General features: G+C 45.9%; 13 protein-coding genes. 7 read left to right on the top strand and 6 right to left on the bottom strand.

The features are described from left to right. Window positions 1-227: 227 nt before the first annotated feature. From ACK28X_RS10855 to ACK28X_RS10845, 3 genes are read left to right on the top strand one after another with little or no spacing between them, the layout of a single operon-like run. Window positions 228-1,421, top strand: a complete 1,194-nt coding sequence (locus ACK28X_RS10855) for an aspartate aminotransferase family protein (protein ID WP_412058969.1) — start codon at window positions 228-230, stop codon at window positions 1,419-1,421. Between the two features lie 11 nt (window positions 1,422-1,432). After that, on the top strand, window positions 1,433-2,371 hold the full coding sequence (argF, locus tag ACK28X_RS10850) for an ornithine carbamoyltransferase (protein ID WP_412058968.1): 939 nt from the start codon (window positions 1,433-1,435) through the stop codon (window positions 2,369-2,371). Window positions 2,372-2,415: 44 nt separating this feature from the next. Further along, window positions 2,416-3,390 carry an Hsp33 family molecular chaperone gene (locus tag ACK28X_RS10845; protein ID WP_412058967.1) on the top strand — a complete coding sequence of 325 codons (975 nt, stop codon included), beginning with the start codon at window positions 2,416-2,418 and terminating at the stop codon, window positions 3,388-3,390. A gap of 221 nt (window positions 3,391-3,611) precedes the next feature. On the opposite strand, the gene ACK28X_RS10840 is transcribed toward ACK28X_RS10845, so the two are convergent. From ACK28X_RS10840 to ACK28X_RS10830, 3 genes are all read right to left on the bottom strand, one after another. Continuing rightward, complete coding sequence (locus ACK28X_RS10840; RefSeq protein WP_412058966.1) at window positions 3,612-4,958, bottom strand: MFS transporter; 1,347 nt, start codon at window positions 4,956-4,958, stop codon at window positions 3,612-3,614. A 197-nt stretch (window positions 4,959-5,155) separates the two neighbouring features. Then, a complete protein-coding gene (locus ACK28X_RS10835) occupies window positions 5,156-5,704 on the bottom strand; it encodes a Smr/MutS family protein (RefSeq protein WP_412058965.1) in 549 nt (182 codons plus the stop codon). Between the two features lie 9 nt (window positions 5,705-5,713). Further along, on the bottom strand, window positions 5,714-6,391 hold the full coding sequence (locus ACK28X_RS10830) for a Tim44/TimA family putative adaptor protein (RefSeq protein ID WP_412058964.1): 678 nt from the start codon (window positions 6,389-6,391) through the stop codon (window positions 5,714-5,716). Between the two features lie 238 nt (window positions 6,392-6,629). On the opposite strand from ACK28X_RS10830, the gene ACK28X_RS10825 reads away from it, so the two are divergent. Then, entirely contained in the window at window positions 6,630-7,145 is a 516-nt protein-coding gene (locus ACK28X_RS10825; protein WP_412058963.1) for an FxsA family protein, read from the top strand. A 100-nt stretch (window positions 7,146-7,245) separates the two neighbouring features. Continuing rightward, complete coding sequence (secB, locus tag ACK28X_RS10820) at window positions 7,246-7,722, top strand: protein-export chaperone SecB (protein ID WP_412058962.1); 477 nt, start codon at window positions 7,246-7,248, stop codon at window positions 7,720-7,722. A 73-nt stretch (window positions 7,723-7,795) separates the two neighbouring features. On the opposite strand, the gene ACK28X_RS10815 is transcribed toward secB, so the two are convergent. Continuing rightward, window positions 7,796-10,093 (bottom strand): NADP-dependent malic enzyme, encoded by a 2,298-nt coding sequence (locus tag ACK28X_RS10815; protein ID WP_412058961.1) that lies wholly within the window; start codon window positions 10,091-10,093, stop codon window positions 7,796-7,798. A gap of 252 nt (window positions 10,094-10,345) precedes the next feature. On the opposite strand from ACK28X_RS10815, the gene mutS reads away from it, so the two are divergent. Both mutS and gyrB read left to right on the top strand, forming a co-directional pair. Further along, a complete protein-coding gene (gene mutS, locus ACK28X_RS10810) occupies window positions 10,346-13,078 on the top strand; it encodes a DNA mismatch repair protein MutS (RefSeq protein WP_412058960.1) in 2,733 nt (910 codons plus the stop codon). Window positions 13,079-13,280: 202 nt separating this feature from the next. Continuing rightward, on the top strand, window positions 13,281-15,695 hold the full coding sequence (gene gyrB / locus ACK28X_RS10805) for a DNA topoisomerase (ATP-hydrolyzing) subunit B (RefSeq protein ID WP_412058959.1): 2,415 nt from the start codon (window positions 13,281-13,283) through the stop codon (window positions 15,693-15,695). 70 nt (window positions 15,696-15,765) lie between these two features. Here gyrB and pncB read toward each other — a convergent pair whose 3' ends face one another. Both pncB and ACK28X_RS10795 read right to left on the bottom strand, forming a co-directional pair. Beyond that, complete coding sequence (gene pncB / locus ACK28X_RS10800; RefSeq protein ID WP_412058958.1) at window positions 15,766-17,070, bottom strand: nicotinate phosphoribosyltransferase; 1,305 nt, start codon at window positions 17,068-17,070, stop codon at window positions 15,766-15,768. Between the two features lie 76 nt (window positions 17,071-17,146). Beyond that, on the bottom strand, window positions 17,147-25,750 hold the full coding sequence (locus ACK28X_RS10795; protein ID WP_412058957.1) for a GH36-type glycosyl hydrolase domain-containing protein: 8,604 nt from the start codon (window positions 25,748-25,750) through the stop codon (window positions 17,147-17,149). Window positions 25,751-25,969 lie beyond the last annotated feature (219 nt).

The following is a 25,969-nucleotide window of genomic DNA, read 5'->3' as shown; positions in this document are numbered from 1 at the left end:
AATCATTTACCAAGATCCATGCAGAATATACTATGCAACAATGCAAATGACAAGGCTTTACCCCTATTCTAACGCCGTTTAGCCTTACTACGTGCCTACAAGAAATGTGCCTTCATGCAACAGCAAAAATTTCTATCTAATCCAAAAGCTTTTAACAGATAATTGACATTTTACCAAAGCTAAAGCAAGGATGATAAGCATTTATTGCCACTTCAGGAGAGAAACCTATGTCCTATCAGGCGACTAGCGATGCATTTAACGGCCTTTATGATTGCTTTGCCCGCACGCCCCTTTCCTTCACTCATGGAAAAGGCGCATGGCTTTATGATGAAAAAGGCACTGCTTACCTTGATTTCATGGCTGGTATCGCTGTGAACGCCTTAGGGCATGCTCACCCCGCCCTCACCCACGCTCTCAAAGAGCAAGCCGAAAAATTATGGCACACCTCTAACCTTTTCCAATCCCCCCTGCAGGCAGGTGTCGCTGCAACCTTATGTAAACATAGCTTTGCTGATAAAGTATTTTTTTGCAATTCAGGGGCTGAAGCACTCGAATGCGCGATTAAAACCGCGCGTCGCTATCACTACAGCCGCAATCGCCCCGAAAAAATAGATATCATTAGTTTTGAAGGCGCCTTTCACGGCCGCACCTTAGCGACATTGGCGGCAGGAGGACAAGAAAAATACCTGGCAGGGTTCGGGCCCAAAGCAGCAGGCTTTATCCAAGTCCCGTTAAATAACGAAGTAGCGTTAACCAAAGCTATCTCTCCCACGACCGCCGCCCTTTTGATCGAACCCATACAAGGGGAAGGCGGGGTGCGGGTTGTATCAACCGAATTTTTACGCACTCTACGTGCCTTATGTAATCAAAATCAGCTTTTGCTTATCTTTGATGAAGTTCAAAGTGGCATCGGCCGAGCAGGCACACTGTTCGCTCATGAAACCGCGGGCACTACACCCGACATTATGGCTCTCGCCAAAGGTCTTGGCGGTGGTTTCCCACTTGGTGCTTGTTTAGCAACCCATGAGGCTGCTAGCGGCATGGGCCCAGGCAGCCATGGCACAACATTTGGCGGCAATGCTTTAGCCATGGCGGTTGCCAACAAATTACTAGAGATTATACTAGCCCCGCATTTCCTACCTACGGTTCAGGAACGCGCCAAGCAGTTGCAAAACGGTTTGTACCGCTTAGTTGACACATACCCCCAACTTTTAGAAACAGTACGTGGCCGAGGACTTTTTTTAGGACTTAAATGTAAAATTCCCAACACAAAACTTATCAAATCCCTAGAAACACAACATATGCTTGTCGCAGGTGCTGGTGATAATGTAGTGCGGCTCCTCCCCCCCCTTAATATCAACACCGATGAGATCAATATAGCGCTTAACAAGCTTGATACAGCGCTCCAAACCCTACAATAAAGGAGTCCTTCATGAAAGCCGCGCCCCGCCATTTTACCGACCTTGCGCAACTTTCCCCTCACGAGGCGCGTTTTCTGCTTAAAAAAATTAAAGATATCAAAGCACAATTCAAAAAATCAGGGCGAAGTACAGTCTTAGCAGGAAAAAGCTTAGCGATGATCTTTGAAAAGCCTTCCACCCGTACCCGCATCTCCTTTGATCTTGCCATGCGCCAATTAGGCGGAGATAGCATCATGCTCACCGGCTCAGAAATGCAGTTAGGACATAGTGAAACGATTGCCGATACGGCGCGGGTTCTATCGCGTTTTGTTGACATTATTGCCTTCCGCACCACTCATCATGAGCGTTTATTAGAACTCACCCATTCTGCCCATGTACCAGTGATTAACGGCCTAACCGATAGCACCCATCCATGCCAAATCCTAGCGGATATTCTTACTTATGAAGAACACCGCGGTCCTATTACTAATAAAGTCTTTGCTTGGACGGGTGATGGCAATAACGTTCTTCATTCCTTTATCGAAGCTGCAGCCCTCTTTCAATTCACCCTTCGCATAGCCACCCCCATAGGCAGCGAACCGCAGCATGAATATATTAAAGCAGCCAAAGCCCGCGGTGCCAAAATCGTCCTCAGCCATGATCCCAAAGAAATAGTATACGACGCTGATTGCGTGGTAACCGATACATGGGTTTCGATGGGGCAAGAATTTCGTGCGCGCTCGCACACCGTCTTCCAACCGTTTCAAGTGAATGAAACGCTAATGGCTCTCGCTAAACCTGATGCGCTATTCATGCACTGCCTGCCCGCCCACCGTGGCGAAGAAGTGGTAGACACAGTAATCGATGGCCCTCAATCCGTGGTCTTTGACGAAGCCGAAAACCGCATCCACGCCCAAAAGGCCGTACTCCTTTGGTGCTTTGGGTTAATCGAAGCCGAGCTAGCGCCCTAAAACCCACCTATTCATAAACCAATAGATCCCTGCACCTTTATGAAATGAATCATCCTCCCATGACTCCTATGCTCTCAAACAATAAGTCTAATATTTTCCACGATGATATGATCATACCTTTTACCATTCCTGCCCTCAATGCCCGCGGCCGCGCTTGCCAATTGGGCTCAGTAGTAGACCATATCCTGAAACGACATGCATACCCAGAGCCGGTGGCCGCCCTTTTAGCCGAAGCCCTCACCCTTACAGGGCTTCTTGGAAGCACTTTGAAGTTTCAAGGAAAATTTACCCTACAAAGCAATAGTGATGGCCCTATCAGCCTATTAGTTTGTGATTTTCATGCTCCGCATGCTTTACGCGGCTATGCACGCTTTGATGAAGCACGCGTAATAGAAACTCTCAGAGAAGGGAAAAACCGCCCTCTTGATTTATTGGGCAAAGGAAACTTTGTTCTCACCCTTGATCAAGGCCCCCATACCCAACGGTATCAAGGCATTGTTGCGTTAGAAGGCGATACACTCCAAGAAATAGCCCGCCGCTATTTTGAACAATCAGAACAAATCCCCACAACCCTTCATTTAGGGGTAGCTCAATTGCTCACGCCTAGCGAGTTCGACCCGTTAAAAAAACAATGGCGCGCTGGGGGGCTTTTAGTGCAATTTCTACCAAAAACCGCTTCACCGCCCCCCCCTACCAGTCATGATGCGTGGGATGAAATCTGTGCCCTTACCCAAACAATTAGTATTGATGAACTTACCGACCCCAACATTTCTAGCCAAAGACTTTTATTTCGCCTATTTCATGAACATGAAGTAGAAGTCTTTCCCTCCATAGCTTTACGCGACCAATGCACTTGTTCACGCGTTCGTCTATGGGAGATTTTAGAAAATTTTTCAGCCGATGAACGTGCCCAAAGCGTAGAAGATGGACAAATCACTGTTCAATGCGAATTTTGTTCTACGCAATACCATTTCCAACCCGATGAATTTTCTTACCACAAGCGCACACCCACAAAATAGTAATTTTCTCTCTAAGAGAGAGAACGCAATACAGAGAGCAAAGCCACAAAAAACCAGTAAAAGCCCCCCTAAACTTAATGATAAAGCATTACAGTGTCCTTATGAAGGAGCTGGAACCATAAACCTTTTACCAATGCATGAGATGCAATTAAAGATACCCTCGCCGAAGCCGCGCTATCTTGAAGTAATACAACCATTATTAAGGTAGAATTAATACAGTTTCACGAAGGACGCCTTATCATAAAGTAATATAGAAGCCCTATAACTGCTGCCATGCCTGATAGTATAAACATTAAATGCTGATAGCTTCCCGCCAAATTATTACCATTTGTGATGACTGAAACAGTTAAAGCCGCCCCGCACGCCCCCCCAATATTGTGGATAGTCCAAGATGTGCCCATGGCTACTGCAGCGTTTGAATTGGGAAGGGTCTGCAACGCAACTAAAGTAGCGGGTCCCAAAATGGCGCCCCAGCCAGTTCCAAACAATATAAGCCCAATAAAAAACAGAAAAGAAAGACTGTCTTTAGATGCTAACCCTAGGCTAAATGCAGCTAACACAAACATGGCCAAGCCGATAAATATGGGAAAATTCGGCGATATATGGCCGCTTTTATGCCCTACCCATGCCGAGGAGATAGCAAAAGTACAGGTAGCAGGAAGCAATAAAAATCCAATTTGCAAATCGTTTTTATTTGCGACATTTGCCAACAGCATGGGGAGAGAAAGCAAAATACTGGAGTAAAAAACAGCAAGAAAGAAGGTGGAAATTAAAGCAGCTAGAAAATAATTATTTTTAAAAAATTGAAACTCTACGAGGGGATCTTTTGATTTTTTCTCAATAAAAAAGAATAGAGTGCAAAATAAAAAAATAGAAAATAGAAATAAATATTTTAATTTTTCGTTTTCAGACATAGAGAATGAACCAATGAGAGAGATAAGGGCTAATATTAATGTAATACAGCCAAACACATCCATCTTCCTATCCTTATTTCCTTTCTTTTCGTCCACGAATTTAAAACAAAAGAATAGGCTTAATAATATAAATGGTATGTTAATTAAAAAAGCATATCGCCATTCAATGAGACCAGAAAAAAAACCTCCAACCACAGGTCCAATAGCTAAACCTATGCCATTAACAGCAAAAAGTATACCTAACGCTTTCCCTTGTTCTTCTTGATTAAACATATAAGAAATAATGGCGCCTGATACCGTATAGAGGATAGCGCAACCAATGCCTTGTATAAAGCGAAAAACAATGAGTAATAGAAAGCTATCGGCAATCCCAACAAGGAGGGAGCTTACGCCAAAAATAACAAGCCCCAACAGGAGAAGCCTCTTCCTCCCCCATATATCCGCCATAGCACCAACCGGCACCATGAATGCAGAAAGAGCAACCATAAACACAGAAGTAGTCCATTGTGCATCTCGCAAAGGAACAGCAAATTCTCGACCAATGGCCGGAATAATCGTATTCACGACTGTTAAATCAATACACCCTAAAAAACTAGCAATGCAGATGCCAAAAAGTGCCGCATAGCGATCTGTTTTCAATTTTAGATTAGACATATTAAAGATCCCCTGATGAAATGTGATACCCTCCTAAAGGGCCATAACAAAGCGCGTGTTTTTAAAGTTTACTATTAATTTCAATAAGTTATAGGTTGATAAATGGAGTTTAGGATTGTAAAAATAGGGTAGGGAAGCACTACGGCGCCTTTTTTCAAATAAACTTTTAACCTTTTCTAATTTATTACAAACAAATGTTATGGCTGAGGGCGCCTTATCCGAATATAAAGCGCGCCTTTGCCGCCATGAACAGAGCTAGCATCCTGGTAGGCCCCAATCAGCGGAAGAAATAGCGGACTCTTTAACCAATGGGGTACCATTTCGCGTAAGACACCTGCACTTCCATAAGACTTCCCACGCCCCGTAATCACCAAAACATGACGAAAACGCTGTTGATAAGCCCGCATAATAAAATCATACAATAATTGGTGAGCCCGCGCTTGGCATAGACCGTGGAGGTCAAGTTTCGCTTCAAGAGAAATACGCCCCTTAGCAATTTTGCGCTGCGTTGGAAGGTCGATTAAATGTAAAGATAAAGGTGATGAGATGATAGCAGATTGAACTGCGCTATATTTATAAGGCTTAGTGAACGTTGCAGGTACGCATTCTTCCCTGGCGACCGCCGGCGGCAAAAGGGGCGAACGACGCCTAGGCAGAGGTGTAATAGTGCGACAAAGGGCAGCCCATAGCGCTTGGTCATCACGCTGCAATTGAGCTTCCCTTAGTTTTTGTTTATTCCCATCCATCGCACCTTCTCAGCGCTTATCTTCTTCCGTATGGCGTAAACGCCAATTTGGATCTTCCGATTTTGTATTACGGGCAAAAGTCCACAAATCGCGGATCTCCACAATCTCTTCTGGATTCCCATCCACTAAATGCCCCTCAGCATTATAGGTAGCAGAAATGATCTGACTCACAAGCCGAATCGTAATCGCCGCATAATTACCCTCAAGACCGGCCGCCACAAAATCTGCTTCTTCAATACTGACAAAGCGAAACTCTACTCGTTCCCCTGCTGTCTCTCGCTGCTTTAAGGCAGCAACGAAACTTTCCAAGGCTTCAGGCGCCAAAAGTGCATTCAGCGTTTGCCGGTCATCGCAAGCAAAGGCAGTGAGGATGGCTTCATAAGCCACCCGCGCCCCCCCTAAAAAGGAACGAGGAGAAAAATTAGGATCTTCAACAAAAATCTCCTTTAAACCTTTATGGAGTACGCTATTAGATCGCGCCGCTTCATCAATCTGTGCTAAGACATCAGCAGACTGCACCTCAGATGCGGGAGGCTCTTTCTCAATCGCAGAATCGGTTCGCGTAGAAGTGTAAGGATCAAAAGGCGGCCGCTCAAAGCCGACACGCTTACCCAAAACGTTGCGCAATTGGATAAAAATGACCACAACCGCCACAAAAGCAAGAATAATTACAATATCAAATTCCATCAATCCAATCCGTCCATTATCTTCACCCCGCCCGCTATTGAGTCTATGGGATAAGTCTTTCCTTAAAAATAGGGGCATTTTCCAAAAAACACCAGAGCCTATCGTATAATTAGCAGAAGCTCCAAGCGCCACACAGGCAAAGGAAAATAATAATTCTACAATTCTTAAATCTTCCGTTCAAGTGAGGCGCTATTTCCTCTAATATAAACCAAATTCTTAATCATGAGAGGATTTTTTGGTGCAAAAATTTTACTCCCCTAAAAGCGGTCGCTTAGGCATTGGCCTATTTGCCATCCTATTGGTTGAAATTTCCGGCTTTATCCTTGTAGCCAAATACATTGGTTTTTTAGCCACCCTAGCGCTTATCATTGCTACTACCCTGCTTGGCCGTCTATTATTACGCTATGGGGGTCTCGCTCTCTTGCGTGATACCCAACAAGATTTGGCCGCAGGCCGTCTACCTGAGCGCCGCATGGCTCATCAAACTTTACTCATTATCGCAGCGATAATCCTTATTATCCCCGGCTTTGTAAGCGATATTTTTGCTCTTTTCTTGCTTATCCCTTGGGTACGCGAAAGCATTTTCCGCTTTTTTCAAAAGCACATCGTCATCATTAACAACCAAACAGAAAAAGAACCGTCTATTATAGATCTTGATAAAAACCAATACCAAGTATGCGACCCACATGCCCCCGAAGCCTCGCCCAATTCCTCCAACAAAAAGGAGCCTCCCGACGGGAATGAAGCTAAGTAGTAAAATGCAAAGACCAAAGCCAGATTTCTTGCAAGCATAGCAACAACATGCTAGCGAGAAGACACGCATCATAATAAACACACATCAAGAAAGTTTCATCATGGCGGACAATACAGAAAAACCCGTAGAAGAAGGCGCAATCTTTAGTATCCTCACTCAATATGTAAAAGATTTCTCCTTTGAAAACCCGAATGCCCCACAATCCTTGCGGCCTCGCGATAAAGCGCCCGCAATTGATATCAACATTAATGTCAACACCAACCCCTTAGGTGAAGATAATTATGAAGTACTACTCAGCATAGCTACTAAAGCGGGCGAAGGCGCCGACCTGATGTTTCATGCAGAACTCATTTACGGCGGCATTTTTTTACTGAAAAATGTTCCTCAAGAACATGTAATGCCGCTATTATTTATCGAATCTCCACGCCTTCTTTTCCCTTTTGCTCGGCAAATTATTGCTGATGCTACACGCAATGGCGGCTTTCCCCCCCTAATGATTGACCCTGTCGATTTCGCGGGTCTTTTCCAACAACGTGTGGAGGCAGAACAAAATAAAGCTGCCAACCAAAACGCTTAACATTATAAGACCTTGAGCCGCAGTTATTCTATAAAGTTACCGCGGCTCTCGACATACCTTCCCCAAAATAGCCTTAACAAACGGGGGCATTAGCAGCAGCGATGGCTGCCATATTCACAATATCACTATCGCGCGCTCCCAAAGGAACGATCTGTACCGAACGATCAAAGCCTAGCAAAATGGGTCCAATCAAGGTAGCGCCTCCCAATTCTTGCAACATTTTACTAGCAATAGAAGCCGAGTGGCGTCCTGGCATAATCAAAACATTAGCAGGTCCTTTAAGACCCATAAAAGGGTATTGACGCATCAATTTAGGGTTTAATGCTACATCTGCGCTCATTTCACCATCAAATTCAAAATCTACCCCTTTGGTGCGCAAAAGCGTAACCGCTTCTTGAATAGATTGAGAGTAGGCCCCTTCCATATGACCAAAATTCGAGCAGGCCAAAAAAGCAAGCCGCGGTGTATAACCCATATTACGGGCAAAATAGGCTGTTTGTTCTGCAATATCTGCCAAAGCCTGCGCACTAGGCGCCTCCTGCACAGCTGTATCTGCAATAAACACAGTGCGATCTCGACATAAAGCGAGAGAAACCCCCATCAAACGCTCCCGCGGGCGCGCCGCAATCACTCGCCGAATATCAGCAAGCCCTGTTTCATAATTGCGGGTAAGACCGGTAATCATCGCATCAGCATCGCCTAGAGCTAACATACAGGCAGCGAAATGGTTGCGATCATTATGGATCATCCGATAACAATCGCGCAATAGCCAACCCTTCCGTTGCATCTTTCCATAAAGGTATTCAGCATAAGCATCATTACGAGTTGAAAGGCGCGCATTCATAATTGAAATGCCCGTGCGCGCAAGATCAATACCAGCAATACGAGCGGTTTGGTCAATCTTTTCCTCACGCCCTACTAAAATTGCTTCACCAAGATTTTGATTCACATAGGCAATGGCAGCACGCATGGTTGGTTCTTCTTCGCCTTCAGCAAACACTATACGCTGCGGGTTTTCACGCACCCGTGCATAAACCGCACGCATGGTTGCAGCAATTGGATTACGACGCGCATCTAACTCACTCCTATAAGAAGTAATATCCTCAATCGGCTTACGCGCCACACCACTTTCCATAGCTGCTTGCGCAACCGCCACTGAAATAGCTGAGAGAAGACGTGGATCAAAAGGGACAGGAATAATATAATTACGACCAAATTTTAAACGATTACCACCATAAGCTTCTGCCACATCATCGGGTACTTCTTCATGAGCAAGGCGGGCAATTGCCTTAGCAGCTGCTACCTTCATAACGTCATTAATGGTAGTAGCTCGCACGTCAAGTGCCCCACGAAACATATAAGGAAAGCACAAAACGTTGTTGATCTGATTGGGGTAATCTGAACGTCCAGTCGCTATAATTGCATCATCGCGGATAAGCGCAACCTCTTCGGGTGTAATCTCTGGTTCTGGATTGGCCATAGCAAAAATAATTGGATTAGGCGCCATATTTTTTACCATTTGTGGGGTCAGTGCCCCCTTAATAGAAACACCAATAAAAACATCAGCCCCCAAAAGGGCATCTTCCAAAAGCCGTTTATCAGTAGCAACCGCATGCGCTGATTTCCATTGGTTCATGCCGACTTCACGGCCCTCATAAACCACGCCCTTTGTATCACATAAAAGAATATTTTGCGCTTTAAAACCCAAGGCTTTGATCAATTCAATGCAAGCAATACCAGCAGCGCCCGCGCCATTGCACACAAGCTTAGTATTCGTGAGATCCCGTCCTGTCAAATGCAAAGCATTCAATAACCCAGCCGCGGCGATAATAGCGGTTCCATGTTGATCATCATGAAAAACAGGGATATTCATGATCTCCCGCAATTGACTTTCAATAATAAAACAATCAGGCGCCTTAATATCTTCAAGATTAATGCCACCAAAAGAAGGACCTAAATAGCGTACCGCTTGAATAAATTCCTCAATTGTTGTGCTATCCACCTCAAGGTCAATGGCATCAATATCAGCAAAACGCTTAAATAGCGCTGCCTTGCCCTCCATTACAGGCTTTGCAGCTAGCGCCCCTAAATTACCTAAACCAAGAATTGCAGTTCCATTTGAGATAACCGCCACTAAATTCCCCTTTGCCGTATAATCATAGGCGCTATTTTGGTCTTCAGCAATTCGCAATACTGGCGCTGCCACACCAGGAGAATAAGCAAGGGCAAGGTCTTGTTGGGTTGCCATGGGCTTACTGGCAACAATTTCAAGCTTACCAGGACGCCCGCGGGAATGAAATTCCAAAGCCTCTCTTACTAGGAGATCAGGGCGATTTTCGTCTTTACTCTGATGCGGGCAATCTTGCGTCATCCTAATCTCTTTCTCCCACGCTAGTTGGGCATTGGTAGCCTAAACAATTCTGACAAACGGCCAATATTCACCTCGGGCGCACATAGCACCTGCAAACCATCCTTACCAGCCTCTTCTTTTGTTCCCTATACAAAACTAAAGCGCACTTTGACAATCTATCTAAAATGCGCGTAAATCATAGACTTGAAAAGTCTTTCTGTATATGAACTTTTAAAAGCATTCCAAAGGCATTAAAAGTCAAAGATCATAGCCATGACAAAAAACATCATACCACAAAATTCTATCAAATCCCCTCGCTTAACTCCGATGATGGTGCAATATAGTGAAATAAAAGCTGGGTATAACGATGCGCTTTTATTTTACCGGATGGGTGATTTTTATGAATTATTCTTTAATGACGCTATTACTGCCTCTAAGATCTTAGGAATCACCCTTACCAAAAGGGGCAAGCAAGGCAATGAAGATATACCTATGTGTGGGGTTCCCGTCCATAGCGCCGATGATTATCTATTCAAATTGATTGAAGCTGGGCAACGCGTAGCTATTTGCGAGCAAGTAGAAGACACTGCCGATAATGACAATGATACCAACCCTGAAAAGCGCTCAGGAAAAAGCCTAATAAAACGCAAAGTTGTGCGTTTAGTCACCCGCGGCACCTTAACAGAAGAAAAATTACTAGAACCCACGCGCAACCACTACCTCATGAGCCTTGTGCGCCTTAAAAATGACGAAGATGCTCCCTTCGGTTTGGCGTGGATTGATATTTCAACCGGGCAATTTAGAGTAGGATTAAGCCATAAATCTCGACTCCTGGCTGATATTATGCGGGTAGATCCGCAAGAAATCATCATGGCACAATCCCTATTCCATAACCCACAACTCAACACGTTAAACCAACTCTTAAATAAAATTATTACCCCCCAGCCGCCAAGCCTTTTTGAAAGCAGCACCGCTGAACATACAATTTGTCGCTATTTCAACCTTTCAACACTCGCAGCCTTTGGAGAATTCAGCGCGCCAGAACTAGCAGCCATTGCGGGCGCCATTAATTATATAGAAAAAACACAAGTCCAAGGGCGGCCGCCCCTCATGCGACCGCGCCAAGAGGATAGCAAAGCCACCCTATTCATTGATTCAGCAACTCGCCTCAACCTAGAACTTATGCGTACAAGCCAAGGCGAAAAGGAAGGGAGCCTCTTCAAAGCTATAGACCGTACAGTTACTAATGCTGGAGCACGGCTTTTAGCCGAACGGCTTTTGGCACCCCTCACTCACCCCCAAACCATTAATGAGCGGCTTGATTCAGTTAGTTTTTTTCTTCAGAATTCCGATTTAGCTCCCCCGCTAGAAACAGCTTTACAAGGTGCACCAGACACATTAAGGGCTCTATCAAGGCTAGTTTTAGGCCGCGGCGGCCCGCGCGACCTTGCAGCCATGCGCACCTCTTTCGACCGCATTGATCAAATCAACCAACTCTTAAACAACATTCTGCTACCACAAGAATTAGCACATGCCCAAAACCTTTTGGCACAAAAGCCAATTGAAGTACATCACCACCTATGCCGCGCCTTGGCGGATGATCTACCACTTTTAAAGCGTGATGGCGGTTTTATCCGCACCCACTATCATAGTGAGCTTGACCAATTGCGAGAATTGCGAGACCAATCGCGCCGCTATATCGCTAGCTTACAAAGCACCTATAGCGAGGAAACAGGTATAAAAACGCTCAAAATCAAACATAATAATATATTAGGCTATTTTATCGAGGTTAGCGCCAATACGGCAGGTGCTCTCAGTAAAGATGAAGCCACAAAAGCCCGCTTTATCCATCGGCAAACCATGGCTAATGCTATGCGCTTTACTACCAATGAACTAGCCGAATTAGAAAGTAAAATTGCGCATGCAGGTGAACGAGCCCAAAAAATTGAAGAAGAAATTTTTTCTCAATTGGTCGCAGAACTGGAAGCACAAACCACCTTCATCCGCGAAGCCGCCCAAGCCTTAGCTGTTTTCGATGTAGCGCGTGCTTTGGCACAATTAGCACAAGAGCAAAGCTATTGCCGACCACAGATTGATAATAGCCTGGCCTTTCGCATTATTGACGGCCGCCACCCAGTGGTGGAACAGGCTTTACGTCAACAGACCGCCCAGCCCTTTATTGCCAATAATTGTGACCTAACCCCAGCAAAAGGTGATCAACAAGCCGCTATCTGGCTCTTAACAGGGCCGAATATGGGCGGTAAATCTACCTTTTTACGACAAAACGCGCTTATCGCTATTATGGCACAGATGGGCTCCTTTGTCCCCGCTGGTTCTGCCCATATTGGTACGGTCGATAAATTATTTAGCCGCGTGGGCGCTTCAGATGATTTAGCCCGTGGGCGCTCCACCTTCATGGTAGAAATGGTTGAAACAGCAACCATTCTCCACCAAGCAACATCGCGTTCTCTTGTCATCCTAGACGAAATTGGCCGTGGTACCGCAACTTTTGATGGCCTTTCCATTGCTTGGGCAGCAGTAGAATATCTTTATGAAATCAACCAAGCACGCGCTATCCTTGCTACCCATTTCCATGAAATGACAGCCCTTTGCGAAAAATTGCCCCGCTTGCATAATGTAACCATGCGTGTCAAAGAATGGCATGGCGAAGTAATCTTTCTACATGAAGTAACAAAAGGTGTGGCCGACCGCTCTTATGGGGTGCAAGTAGCAAAACTCGCGGGTCTTCCTAAAACCGTAATTGCGCGGGCACGTGCAATCCTTGAACAATTAGAAAAAAATGCCCTCCATAATAAAAACAAACTATGCATTGACGATCTCCCGCTTTTCTCTGCCTTCTCAAACTCACCAACACCCGATCCTACCTCCTCTGCTATTACAGACAAGCTACGCACTATCAATCCCGACGATCTCTCGCCACGCGAGGCCTTAGATGCACTCTATCAACTCAAAAAATTGATCAGCCCCATCCAAACAACCTCATAACGCGCATAAGCAGAAAAAATAGCATAAAACCCCGGAAAAGAAGGTGAAAAAACTTGGTGAAACTGGGCTCTTAGCGTATAAGTAAGCTACGTTATTATACTGATTCGTATAAGCCTTTTTACTCTATAAGCTGGCCTAGCTAGAACGCGCACAAACGCAAAACAAACCAAAAGCGCCGCTCATAAACGGCTAAGAGGATAGAATGAGCGAAGAGACAACATCGCAACTCCACCACTATGGTGCCGATTCCATTAAGGTTCTTAAAGGACTTGATGCAGTTCGCAAGCGCCCTGGTATGTATATTGGTGACACCGATGATGGGTCTGGCCTCCACCACATGATATATGAAGTAGTCGATAATGGTATTGACGAAGCTTTAGCAGGCTATGCAAGCCTTATCACTGTAACTTTAGAAGCCGATGGCTCTTGCCATGTGAGTGATAATGGCCGCGGAATTCCCACAGATATTCACACTGGTGAAGGCGTTTCAGCAGCAGAAGTGATAATGACCCAACTTCATGCAGGCGGGAAATTTGATCAAAACTCTTATAAAATTTCTGGCGGGTTGCACGGAGTGGGAGTCTCGGTGGTTAACGCCCTTTCAATTTGGCTTAAACTGCGCATCAAACGTAGCGGCTACATCCACGAAATGTCTTTCACTAATGGAGTGGCCGACACACCCTTACGGGTCACCGGAACCTGTGCGGAAGAAACAGGAACAGAAGTTTCTTTCCTGCCCAGTCCTGACACCTTCAGCCGTACTGACTTTGATTTTGATACCCTTGAGCGCCGTTTACGCGAACTGGCGTTTCTCAATTCAGGGGTCCATATCCTATTAACTGACCGCCGCCACGCTGATATTCGCACTGTTGAACTCCATTACCAAGGTGGTCTTGTTGAATTTGTCAAATATATTGACCAAGCTAAAAAACCGCTTATTGACACCCCTATCACTATCACCAGCGAAAAAGATGGTATGGGCGTAGAAGTCGCTATGTGGTGGAATGATTCCTATCATGAAAAAGTCTTATGCTTTACTAATAATATCCCTCAACGCGATGGTGGTACGCATTTAGCGGGGTTTAGAGGTGCTTTGACCCGTCAAATCAATGGCTATGCTGAAAGTTCTGGAATCGCTAAGCGGGAAAAAGTTAATCTCACTGGCGATGATTGTCGCGAGGGTCTAACAGCCATATTATCGATAAAAGTTCCCGATCCTAAGTTTTCTTCACAAACCAAGGATAAGCTAGTCTCCTCCGAAGTACGCCCCATTGTAGAAAGCCTCGTCAACGAAGCTTTGGCCATTTGGTTAGAAGAGCATCCCAATGAAGCCAAAATCCTAATGAGCAAGGTAGTGGAAGCGGCCAGTGCACGTGAAGCTGCTCGCAAAGCGCGTGAATTGACCCGCCGTAAGGGCGCTTTAGATATCTCCTCTCTACCTGGAAAATTGGCAGACTGCCAAGAACGCGATCCTGCAAAATCAGAGATTTTCATTGTCGAGGGGGATTCTGCGGGTGGCTCCGCCAAAAGCGGGCGCTCGCGCAAAAATCAGGCTATTCTACCTCTACGTGGCAAAATCTTAAATGTCGAACGCGCCCGCTTTGACCGTATGCTATCTTCCGATATGATTGGCACATTAATCACTGCACTTGGTACCTCCATTGGCAAGGATGAATTCTCACCCGATAAGTTACGTTATCACAAAATCATTATCATGACCGATGCAGACGTAGACGGAGCTCATATCCGCACCCTTTTACTTACCTTCTTCTTTCGGCAAATGCCCGAGCTCATTGAACGAGGCCACCTTTATATTGCCCAGCCCCCGCTCTATAAAGTTTCACGCGGCAAATCATTTCAATATATTAAAAACGAGGCGGCATTTGAAGATTTTCTTATTGAAAGCGGCTTAGAAGACACAGTGCTAAAACTAGGTAGCGGGGAAGTACGAGCAGGCGCAGATTTACGCACCTTAACTGAAGATGCGCGCCGTTTACATCAATTATTAAATGACCTCCACCCCCGTTATAATAAACGCCTCGTGGAGCAGGCAGCTCTTATAGGCGCCTTAAGCCCTAGCCCCACCGCCCCACATGAGCTCGCCCAAACGATTGCAAAGCGCTTGGATCTCATGGAAGAAGATATGGAACGTGGTTGGCAAGGCTATGCAAACGATGAGGGGGGATATGTCTTTGAACGTATCTTACGCGGCGTGCGGGAAAGCATTAGTCTTGACCATAATCTTCTAATTTCCGCCGATGCCCGTCAGATCGACCGGCTAGCCCAGCGTTTTATTAGCATTTATGAAACTCCTGCTCAACTTGAGCGCAAAGGACATGCAGAAACAATATACGGTCCCACCAGCCTCTTAGAAAGCATTTTCACCGCTGGCAAAAAGGGCATAAGCCTGCAACGCTACAAAGGACTCGGTGAAATGAACGCTGAACAATTATGGGAAACCACTCTCGACCCAAATGCTCGTTCTCTCTTGCAAGTAAAAATCAACGATGCTAGTGATGCTGATACACTTTTTGCAAAACTTATGGGGGATGAGGTAGAGCCTCGGCGCGAATTCATACAAGAAAATGCTCTAAACGTTGCTAATCTTGACACTTAAAGCTTTTTCCTAAAAAACAATTAAGAATTATAGCCTTCTTATGAGAAACGAAGGCCCTATAAACACACCATCAAACACGTACAGGCGCCGCTACAAAATGCTCATCGCCAAAAAAGCGCAGATAGCGAGCAATCTCTGTTGCTTCACCGGTAGCTTTTTCGGGATTATCTGAAAGCTTTACCGCAGGTCGGCCATTAGCGCAACTTACTTTGCATACCAGAGAAATAGGTTCAAGCGCTGGGTTATCCTGCGGGGCACAGCCCAAAAAATCATTGGTCAAATTCGTACCCCAACCGAAACTCATACGCACCCGCCCCTCAAAATAGCGATACGTTTCTTCAATTGTATCTACATCAAGGGCGTCGGAAAAAATTAATAATTTTTCACGCGGATCCTTACCGTGATCTTTCCACCATTGAATGATACGCTCTCCCCCCGCAATAGGTGGCGCACTATCAGGACGAAATCCTGTCCAATCCGCCACCCAATCTGGCGCATGGCGTAAGAATGCCTCTGTACCAAAAGCGTCAGGCAAAACAATCAACAAATTACCACCATAATAACGATTCCAATCTTGCAAGACTTGGTAGGGAGCTTGGCGTAAAGCACTATCGTCCTCCGCCAAAGCTGCTACCACCATAGGCAATTCATGAGCGTTGGTACCCAAGGCCTCAAGGTCTGTATCCATTGCCAAAAGCACATTTGATGTGCCCGCAAAAGCCGTACCGATCCCTTCTTTAAGCGCTTCCACACACCAACGTTGCCATAAAAAAGAATGCCGACGGCGGGTACCGAAATCTGAAATTTTAATATGCTTAAGCTTTTGTAACCGCTCTACTTTGCGCCATATTTTGGCTTTAGCGCGGGCGTAAAGCACATCCAAAGAAAACCGCCCCATCTTCCGCATCGCCGCACGCGAACGCAATTCATTAATAATCGCAAGAGCGGGAATCTCCCACATCGTGCTTTCAACCCAAGGCCCCTCAAAACGCAAACTATATTGCCCTTCATGACGCATAAGCTCATAATCAGGCAATTGGAATGTCTCCAGCCAACGCAAAAATTCTGGAGAAAAAATCTGCTTACGACCATAGAATGTGTTACCGGCCAGCCAAATCATTTCCTTTTTAGTGAAGCGCAAACTCCGCGCATGATCCAGCTGAGCCCGCAACTCTGCCTCTTCAATCTCATCAGCCAAGCGCACAGTTTTTGTACGATTAATTAACGAAAATGTTGCCCGTACATTTGGATATAGCCCCCAAATCATCTGTATCATCAATAACTTATAAAAATCCGTATCAAGAAGCGAGCGAATAATCGGATCAAGCTTCCACGTATGGTTATAAACGCGTTCGGCAATATCAGTGCGCGCCATGTAAACTCCTATCAAGACAAAAACAGCTAGCAAACAAGCAAACTATACTTAAGCAAAAAGACAATAATCCTAATTCTTATGCTTCTGAAAGCGTTAAGATAATTTCGTGTTGCCCCCCCTGGGCCAAGAACAAAGAAGCGGTAGGATCAGGTAGTTTTTTCCCATCCATGTACAAAGCTCTACTCTTCCCACGCGTGACAGAAATATGATAGGTAGCTTCCCCTACCTGTAAATCTGCTTCATATCCCGGCCATGTTTGCGGTAAATGAGGATCAAGCCGGAGCTGATCGCCAAGAATTTCTAGACCTAAAATTGCCTCACAAGCAGCGCGATAAAACCAACCAGCTGAACCCGTATACCATGTCCACCCCCCTTGCCCGCGCCGCTCTGCAACAGAATAAATATCGGCGGCCATCACATAAGGCTCCACACGATAAAGGTCAGGGTTTGCACCGTGTTTTATAGGGTTAATATTACAGAATAGCTCATATGCCTCTTCCTTCTTTCCCATTTTAGCAAGCGCTAATATAGCCCAAACCGCACCATGCGTGTATTGGCCACCATTTTCTCTCACCCCAGGTGGATAGGCTTTAATATAACCAGGTTCTTTATAAATTTTATCAAAAGGCGGCCAAAAAAGCCGTAACAAACCAGCTTCTTGATCATAAAGCTTGGTAAGCATCGCCTCCATAGCCTGCTCTTGGCGCTCTGGTAAAGCAAACTGGGCAAGAACAGCAAAAGATTGTGCAATCGTGTCAATCTCGCATTCGCTTTGCCCATGTGCGCCTAAAGGTGTTCCATCATCAAAGTAACCACGTCTATACCAGCTTCCGTCCCACCCATGCTCTTCCAAGGCCTTTGCTAAGCACGCAACGTGGTGTTGCCAAGCCACAGCTCGTATCTCATCGCCGCGTTTTTTAGCAAATGGGATCACCTCATCAAGCACGAGCCCCAAAAACCAGCCCAACCACACGCTTTCTCCCCGCCCCTTCACGCCTACTAGGTTCATCCCATCATTCCAATCGCCGCCTAAAATCAAAGGCAAACCATGGGGCCCCGTGCGTGCAATAGCCAAGTCGAGAGCACGCGCGCAATGTTCATAAAGGCTTGCCTGTTCATCAGATACCTCTGGGACAAAATAAGCATCATGCTGCCCAGGCTTTAGCACTTCGCCCATTAAAAAAGGCAAAGTCTCATCAAGAACGGCCACATCATTTGTAGATTTCACATAAAGAGCCATGGCATAACCTAACCAAACCACATCATCGGAAATCAATGTGCGCACACCCGCCCCACTTTGGGGAAGCCACCAATGCTGTACATCACCTTCAACAAATTGCCGCTGCGCCGCATTTAATAATTGATCGCGCGCCAATTGCGGCTTGAGATGACACAAGGCTAAACTATCTTGCAGTTGATCCCGAAATCCATAAGCACCACTAGCCTGATAAAAAGCCGCACGCGCCAAAATACGACAAGCATAAGCTTGATAAGGCAGCCACTGATTAACCATTATATCAAAAGCAGGGTCTGGAGTTTTAACTTGAAGGCCACCAAAAAAGCCGCGCCATTTCTCTTTTTGCTCTTCTAAAACGGTATCAAAAACTGCTGCTCTAGCTTTATCTAATAGAATCTCAGCAGCTGTTTGAGACGTTGCGCTCCCCAAATAAAAAATAATATCACGCGTTTCGCCTGGCTCAAGGTCAAAGTCATAGGCTAAGGCAGCGCAAGGGTCACATCCCCCTTCAATACGATTTGACAGAGGGGCGGCTTGACGAATGGCTTCTGGATGGCGCACCGTTCCAGTAACACCGATAAATTCAGCTCTATCAGTACTCACACTCATGGGAGGCAAAGAGGAAGCTACAAAACTTACATCAAAGGGGCGCTCCAGGTGGTAAGGGTTTCTGACAAAAAGCGCTCCGCGTTCCTCATCATAATGGGATAGAATAAAAGGGGCGTTTTTTGCCCTTATTACACCCAAAACCCATTCTAAATAATTATAAAGTCGCAACTGCCGCGCTGTCTTCCCATGATTACGCACAGTAAGCCGTGATAATTTTACCGGCTCTTCACCCAAAAGTGTATGTGTTAGCTCCAAGGCCAGCCCATCATGATCTACTTGAAATCGCGAGAAACCGAATCCGTGGCAAGCCTCATACAAAGCTTCATCTTGACACTCTACCGCTGAGACAGGTGAAAACCGTTTAAAATTTTGACGATCTACGATATAAAGCGCTTCGCCTGGTCGGTTGCTAACTGGGTCATTGGCCCAAGGGGTAAGTTGGTAATCACGACTATTTTGACTCCAGCTAAAACTTGCCCCCTCAGCAGAGACATGGAAGCCAAACTGACTATTGGCTACTACATTAATCCAAGGATGCGGCGTCGCAGTCCGGCCACGCAAACGAATGATATAATAACCCTCTTCGCTAAAGCCGCCATAGCCGTTCCAAAACCGTAAATCATCTCCTTGTGCCCTTTGATGAGAAGTTTTAGTCGAAGCCTTTAAACCAATTGTAGAAAATTGCTCGAATGGCTCACCCTGAGCAGATGGTATACTATCTGCTTGATAACGAGTTTTAGGCGTTTCTGAAGATAACTTAGGCACCCTTTTGGCTTTTTCTGGTACATCTAAGCTAATATTCTCCATTATACGGATTTGCTCACCCAAAGAGCCACTTTGTGCTTGTAAAACCACCCGCGCGCTTGCAAGCAGCGTTTGAAAACTCTTAATAGATAATTGGTCACGCCGCAGCGTAAAAATATGAGGAGAATCATCCATTTGGGCCGAGTGCTGTCCATAACCTTCGCAAACCCATTCAATCGCACGTTGAGTATCTTGGCTATAAGAAAGACCACGCTCATTCAGCACCACGAGGTCAACCACCAAGCCACGCAAACGCCAATATTCATGGGCTTTTAATAATTCACTCAAAACATTGAGATTGGCCTCATTGTCAATACGCAACAAAACAATCGGATAATCTCCAGAAATCGCCATAGGCCATAAATCCGACTGACAGCCGAGATTCTGATTCAAGACCTCTGCTGCCAAACGCCATGAACGATCAGGATAAATCAATGGCGTTGCCAATTTTTGATAATCCATTGCATCTTTTGGACGAATACCGTTTTGATAAAGCGCCACTTGATTCCGCGTCCATGCCATAGAGAAAGCCCGCTGGAACATATGCGGTTGGCGATAATGACTAATCTGCTGCTCTAAGGTTTCTTTATGCTCAGCAACAAAGGTCCAAAAAATTAGATTCACCTTTTTATGAGCTGGCACTCGAACGCGGCAACAAATTGAGAAAATCGGATCCATGACACAACCTTCATGATGCGAAAATTGATTACCGACATCAAAAATCGCGGGCCGACGGATAGAACGTCCGCGTCCAATAAACATCCGCCGATCTGTCTCTGCTTTAGCCTCACGCACAGCGCCCGCCGCATCGGTAACAAAATGGCACATATAAAGCCCTAGATCTTCGGGCATACGCTTGCGTCGATGTGCAAAAAGCGTGGCGCCATTATCACAAATTTCGGTTTCAATAAATAGGCGTGAAAAAGCAGGGTGCGCTAAATCAGCTTCCATAGGGGCCAAAGCCAATTCAGTATAAGAGATCACCTCAATCACGCGGTCTTGATCCGTCGTGTTAACCAACTCAATACGCCGCCCTTCGCCATCGGCTTCACCTGCGACAATAACTTCTAGCGTTGATTTGATCCCATCTACCGTTTTCACATATTCAGCTTTCACATCGGTAAAAATGGTACTTGTGGCCTCCCCACTCACCCGCGTAGGCTCTGTAGTAGCTGACCACCAACGCTCCGTCTTCACATCGCGCAAAAAGAACATCGAACCTTGTTGGTCCTCACTATAGTCTGGCGAAAAACGCGTTAACGCATAACGACGCCAACGACTATAGCCAGAGCCCTTAGCCGTTAGCATGGTAGAATAAGCGCCATTAGATAAAAGCAGTGTAGCTCGAGAGGCTTCTAACGGTTTGTCTATCACCTGCATAGGCGCGTTTTCAAAGCCACCAGCATCGCTACGCATAGGATTAGCCATCTTAGCGTGGAGAATAGGGATTTGACGCGGTGCCTTTTCTTGTAAGAGAAGCGCTGCTGCCTCAATTACTGGATCACGGTGAAAACGCGCTCGCATGCGCCCCCCAAAGATCACATTATTAATCGCGACAATCGACATTCCGTGATGGTGGGCATAATAATTGCGAATTACGGCATAGGCCTCCCCTTCATGCACCCGTGATGGTGTGAAGTCTACGGCATCATGATAGCCATATTCACCTAAGGCTCCTAGGCTTTGCAAACGACGTAAATTAACTACTGCATCATGCGGCATATATTGGGCTGCTAGAATGCTTGCATAAGGGGCAATCACCGCATTACGCGAAAGGCCGCGTTGCAAGCCAAGGCTTGGTACCCCAAAATTCGAATATTGATAATTCAGCGCTCCGTCTCGCGCATTAAAAGCCGCTTCAGAAATCCCCCAAGGTAGACTGATTTGCCGTGCATACTCAATTTGCCGCCGCACAATCAACCGGTTGGTCTGACCCAATATAGATCCTAAGGGCTCGCGCATGATCAAGGGCGGCATTAAATATTCAAACATTGAGCCAGACCATGATAAAAGCGCGCCTTTCCAACCAACTAAAATCAGCAGACGCCCTAACCGGAACCAATGTGTCGCCTTCACATCGCCCTTGGCCACCGCAAAAAAACTAGCAAGCCGCGCTTCTGAAGCCAAAAGATCGTAACAGCTTTCATCCAATTCATCGGCCTCCACCCGATAGCCTATTGATAAAAGCCTCCGCTTTTTATTTTCTAAAAAATCAAAACGCATATCAAAGGCCAAGCGCCGCGCACGCTCACTCAAATCTTGTAATCGTGAACGCCATATTTCACAGTCAAGCTCTTGAGTAGCGTCATGATTATGAGCTTCACACGTAGCAATCAGCCGTTCTGCCCATGCACAAACACGGTGCGATAGCGCGGTATCAATCTCTTTGTCAAACTCCGCTACCAAACGAAAAATATCCCGTGCTACCAAAGATAAATTAATAGTACGAAAAGTTGCGGTTTCTGGCTCTGCAATTAGAGTAGCCACCGCACGGCCAAAATTTTCCAACCGCTCGCCAATCCTTTGCCGCAAAGGGCGCAACGCCTTCCGATCATCAGGGATCTCCTCAATAGTTTCACGCAAAATTTGCAATCCATCAAAAAGCCCGTTCAAATCGCCCTGAATAAACACTGCAGGCGCTTCCGCCCATTCCTTCAAACCAGAGGATAAAGTAATCAAATGGCCTGCCAAATTGCCTGAATCAACAGTAGAGACATACATCGGCAAAAGTGGCTCAAGAGTCTTTGTGTCATACCAATTATAAAAATGGCCGCGAAACTTTTTCATTTTTTCTAAAGTTAATAAAGTATTATCTACCCGCTCAACAGCTGCAAAAAAGCTCACCCAGCCAAAATCACGAGCTGCTAAAATAGAAAGGAGATACATACCAATATTGGTAGGCGAAGTGCGGGCCGCCACAAGCGGCTCGGGATCTTCTTGAAAATTATCGGGCGGTAAATGATTATGTTCCTCTGTAACGAAAGTTTCATAATAAAGCCAAGTGCGCCTTGCAACTACACGTAAAACAGCTCCATCTTGATCATCAAAGGAGAGCGCCTCTTCATTGCGCAAAGGTTGGCTTACCCCCCAAGCGATCAAAGGTGACAAAAACCATAAAAGTGCAAAAGGTAGGGCCCATAACAAGCTTGCCCGCTGCATCAGCAAGAGCAAAAACACCAAGGCAACCGCAATCATACATGCTGGCCACATCAATTGCATGTAATAAGCAGGCGTATTAGGCGCATTTTTAGTCGCAGCAGCTGTACGCCATTCCAGCAACAAGCGGTGAGAAACAAACATCCGATAAAGAGCGCGTATAATGGCGTCAACCATAAGATAAGCGCTATGCGCCACAAAACTCAAGCGCAAAAGCCCTTCTAACAAGGCTGCCACGAAGGCAGTATAAAGCGCTTGCACCCGCCCGCGCCATTCAACATCGCAGGCACGGGGGATAAATTGCCGCAAAAGCCCAAAAATTGGCGCAATAAAAGCTAATACCAGCAAAAATATCTGCCAAACCAAAGCAGCAAAGGGTGGCAAAATCAACCACCCAGCCAAAAGCGCCATCAGCCATAAAAGAGGATTTAACGAGCGACGCATATTATCTAACATACGCCATCGGGTCGATGCGCCCACTGGTTTGCGGTTTAATAAATAAGGTAGCAGCTGCCAGTCGCCCCGCGCCCAACGATGAAAACGTGCTGCATCCACGGCGTAGCTAGCAGGATAATCTTCAATAATCTCAACATCGGTTGTAAGGCCGGCCCGCATACACCCCCCCTCTAGGAGATCATGACTTAACACACTATTCTCTACCACTCGGCCGGCCATTGCCTGTTCAAACACATCAATATCATAAAGGCCTTTTCCAGTAAAAGTTCCCTCGCCTAAAAGGTCTTGATACGTATCGGAAGTAGCAAAAACATAAGGGTCAATCCCTCGACTAACTGAAAAAATTCGTTGAAATAACGACGTTTCCTCGCCCGTGCTTAAAGAAGGGGTAATCCGAGGCTGTAAAAGCCCATGCCCTTCCACCACCCAGCCTTTGTCTTTATCAAACACGGGCCGGTTAAGGGGGTGGTTCAGTTTACCTACCAAACGGACCACGCTTTCCAAACGTAAGCGTGTATCAGCATCCAGCGTCATTACGAAACGGCAATCCATAGGCAAACGAGGATCGGGCGGGAAATAGCTAGTATCTTGATCCCCGCGCAATAAAAGATTCAATTCATGCAGCTTTCCGCGCTTGCGCTCCCAACCCATCCAACACCCTTCCGCGGCGTTATAAAGGCGGCGGCGATGCAAAAGAAAAAATAGCGGCGCTTCTTCACGTGGATAACGGGTATTAAGAGCATCAATTGCGTTTTGTGCATAACGCAATAAATCCCGATCGTCATCATTTTCTTCATAAGCAGCATCGGCCCAATCGGTCAAAAGCGCAAAATGCACTGCTCCATGCATATTGGAAAGATAGTGCATCTCTAGATTACGCATATGCTCATCCACACCATCGCGCGAGGTTATGAGGGTGGGCACAACCACCATAGTACGCGCTTCAGGTGGAATACCATTTTTATATTCATAACCAATAAGACGTGTAGGCGGCACAAGCCAAGAGACAAGGCTATGAAAAACCCCTAGAGCCGCATCCCAAGCGGGTAAAAGCGTCAAAAAAAGTAAACAAGCACCACTAAAATAAGGAACTCCCGCCGCCTGTAAAAAACAAGCCACCCCCGACAGAATCAACAATGTGAAGCAAACCACTGGCCAGATGATAGCATAAATCCCTAAAGATAAATAGGCACGCATAATTCGCTGAGCAAACGGCATTTTATAAGAGCAACGCTGCTCTAATCGCCCACGCCCCTCGCCTAAGAGATACCAAGCAATAGAAGCTTGGGCCGTGGAAGTAAATAATGCGCCACCATTTTTCTGGTCTGGTTCTATAGGTACTATATCATTATAAGAAACAGCTGACCTAGCTAAAGCAATTGCTTCTTGAGCAACCTTCACCTCGCTAAATGAAGAATGACGAGCGATCTGCTCAATCACGCGCCGATACGCATTCCGCGAAGATAAATCAAGCTGCGAAAAATCGCTACCTTGCTGCAAACAGGCGTCTACATGACTAACCGTCTCAAACCAATCAGTCCATTCCATATCATCAATGGCGCGCAAAGCTTGAATGACCGACCCCATGGTCATTCCGCCCGCCGATTGCCGCCCATGCTCTTCAAGTGCAGCACTTTCCGGCGTGCCGCCAGTCTCCGCCAATTGGTCTTCTAACCAAGCAAGCGCCTTAGTCGAATTTTTTGAAGCGCTGCGCAAACGATAAAAAAGATGATTGGCAAAAGTCGCATCATTGACGAATATTTGCGCTTTAGCAAAAACAGTGGATAGGTGGTTTGGCTCTTTAGCTAAGGCTAATTGATCGGCAAAATAGTTAGCTAAGCGCCGCATACGGCGAGCGCGCTCAATCCGTAGTGATAAGCGACGAGCATTTTCAATTAACAAAAAGCGTAAAACCGAAGGAAGCGCCCACAACTCACCAATTTGTAAACTCGTTACCTTTTGATAACCCTCAACCATATGAGTCAAGCTCTCGGTAGAGAAATTACTATCGGTATAAGCAATATAAAGCCAAGCAAGCGCAAAAATCCGCGGTAGATCTTCTTGCTCTGATAAGAGAGGTAGCTGCTTAACGAAAGACTTTGGCAAATCACGTCTGACTTGCTGTATAGCTTTATCAATAGTATAATGATTATCCAATAACCATTGCGCCGCGGGAGTAATAGTCTCATTGTTACGAGCAGCGGCATCGCTTAGGCGGAACACATAAAGAATAGATTTAGCGTTTTCGTTAAGCCGCTTACTAAAATTGCCTAGAGCTTGATATTCAGGTAAATCAACGTTTACCCCTTGCGCCAGTTGCTGAGCCAAAGCCTGCAACTCTTCATCCGATTTATAGCGTGCGCGCAAAGGTCGCTCAACTGGCGGCAAATTATGAACATCCAACGCTTGTGTCCGCATCCAATTCCGCCCTTTTGGCCTACCACGCATTAACCTATCCCTTATTCACCGCCGTTTTAAACTTTGTATCCATCTATAAATTGGTTTCTTGGCAAAAATTTCTATAAGCGTCCCCCCAATTTACCGTGTTACCATGCAGCTCAAAAAAAAGGAAGAATACCACCCTCTCTACATTAATAGAAAAATCTACAACACAACCATGAACTTATCATAAAAAAG

The organism is Bartonella sp. DGB2 (assembly GCF_046843095.1).
GTDB lineage: Bacteria > Pseudomonadota > Alphaproteobacteria > Rhizobiales > Rhizobiaceae > Bartonella.
The sequence above is the reverse complement of the archived record's forward strand: the minus strand, read 5'-3'. Positions and strand labels throughout refer to the sequence as shown.

Coding starts and splice junctions, on each gene's coding strand:
- ACK28X_RS10855 (WP_412058969.1), top strand. CDS start 228: ATGTCCTATCAGGCGACTAGCGATGCATTTAACGGCCTTTATGATTGC.
- mutS (WP_412058960.1), top strand. CDS start 10,346: ATGACAAAAAACATCATACCACAAAATTCTATCAAATCCCCTCGCTTA.
- ACK28X_RS10845 (WP_412058967.1), top strand. CDS start 2,416: ATGAATCATCCTCCCATGACTCCTATGCTCTCAAACAATAAGTCTAAT.
- gyrB (WP_412058959.1), top strand. CDS start 13,281: ATGAGCGAAGAGACAACATCGCAACTCCACCACTATGGTGCCGATTCC.
- ACK28X_RS10835 (WP_412058965.1), bottom strand. CDS start 5,704: ATGGATGGGAATAAACAAAAACTAAGGGAAGCTCAATTGCAGCGTGAT.
- secB (WP_412058962.1), top strand. CDS start 7,246: ATGGCGGACAATACAGAAAAACCCGTAGAAGAAGGCGCAATCTTTAGT.
- ACK28X_RS10840 (WP_412058966.1), bottom strand. CDS start 4,958: ATGTCTAATCTAAAATTGAAAACAGATCGCTATGCGGCACTTTTTGGC.
- pncB (WP_412058958.1), bottom strand. CDS start 17,070: ATGGCGCGCACTGATATTGCCGAACGCGTTTATAACCATACGTGGAAG.
- argF (WP_412058968.1), top strand. CDS start 1,433: ATGAAAGCCGCGCCCCGCCATTTTACCGACCTTGCGCAACTTTCCCCT.
- ACK28X_RS10815 (WP_412058961.1), bottom strand. CDS start 10,093: ATGACGCAAGATTGCCCGCATCAGAGTAAAGACGAAAATCGCCCTGAT.
- ACK28X_RS10795 (WP_412058957.1), bottom strand. CDS start 25,750: ATGCGGACACAAGCGTTGGATGTTCATAATTTGCCGCCAGTTGAGCGA.
- ACK28X_RS10830 (WP_412058964.1), bottom strand. CDS start 6,391: ATGGAATTTGATATTGTAATTATTCTTGCTTTTGTGGCGGTTGTGGTC.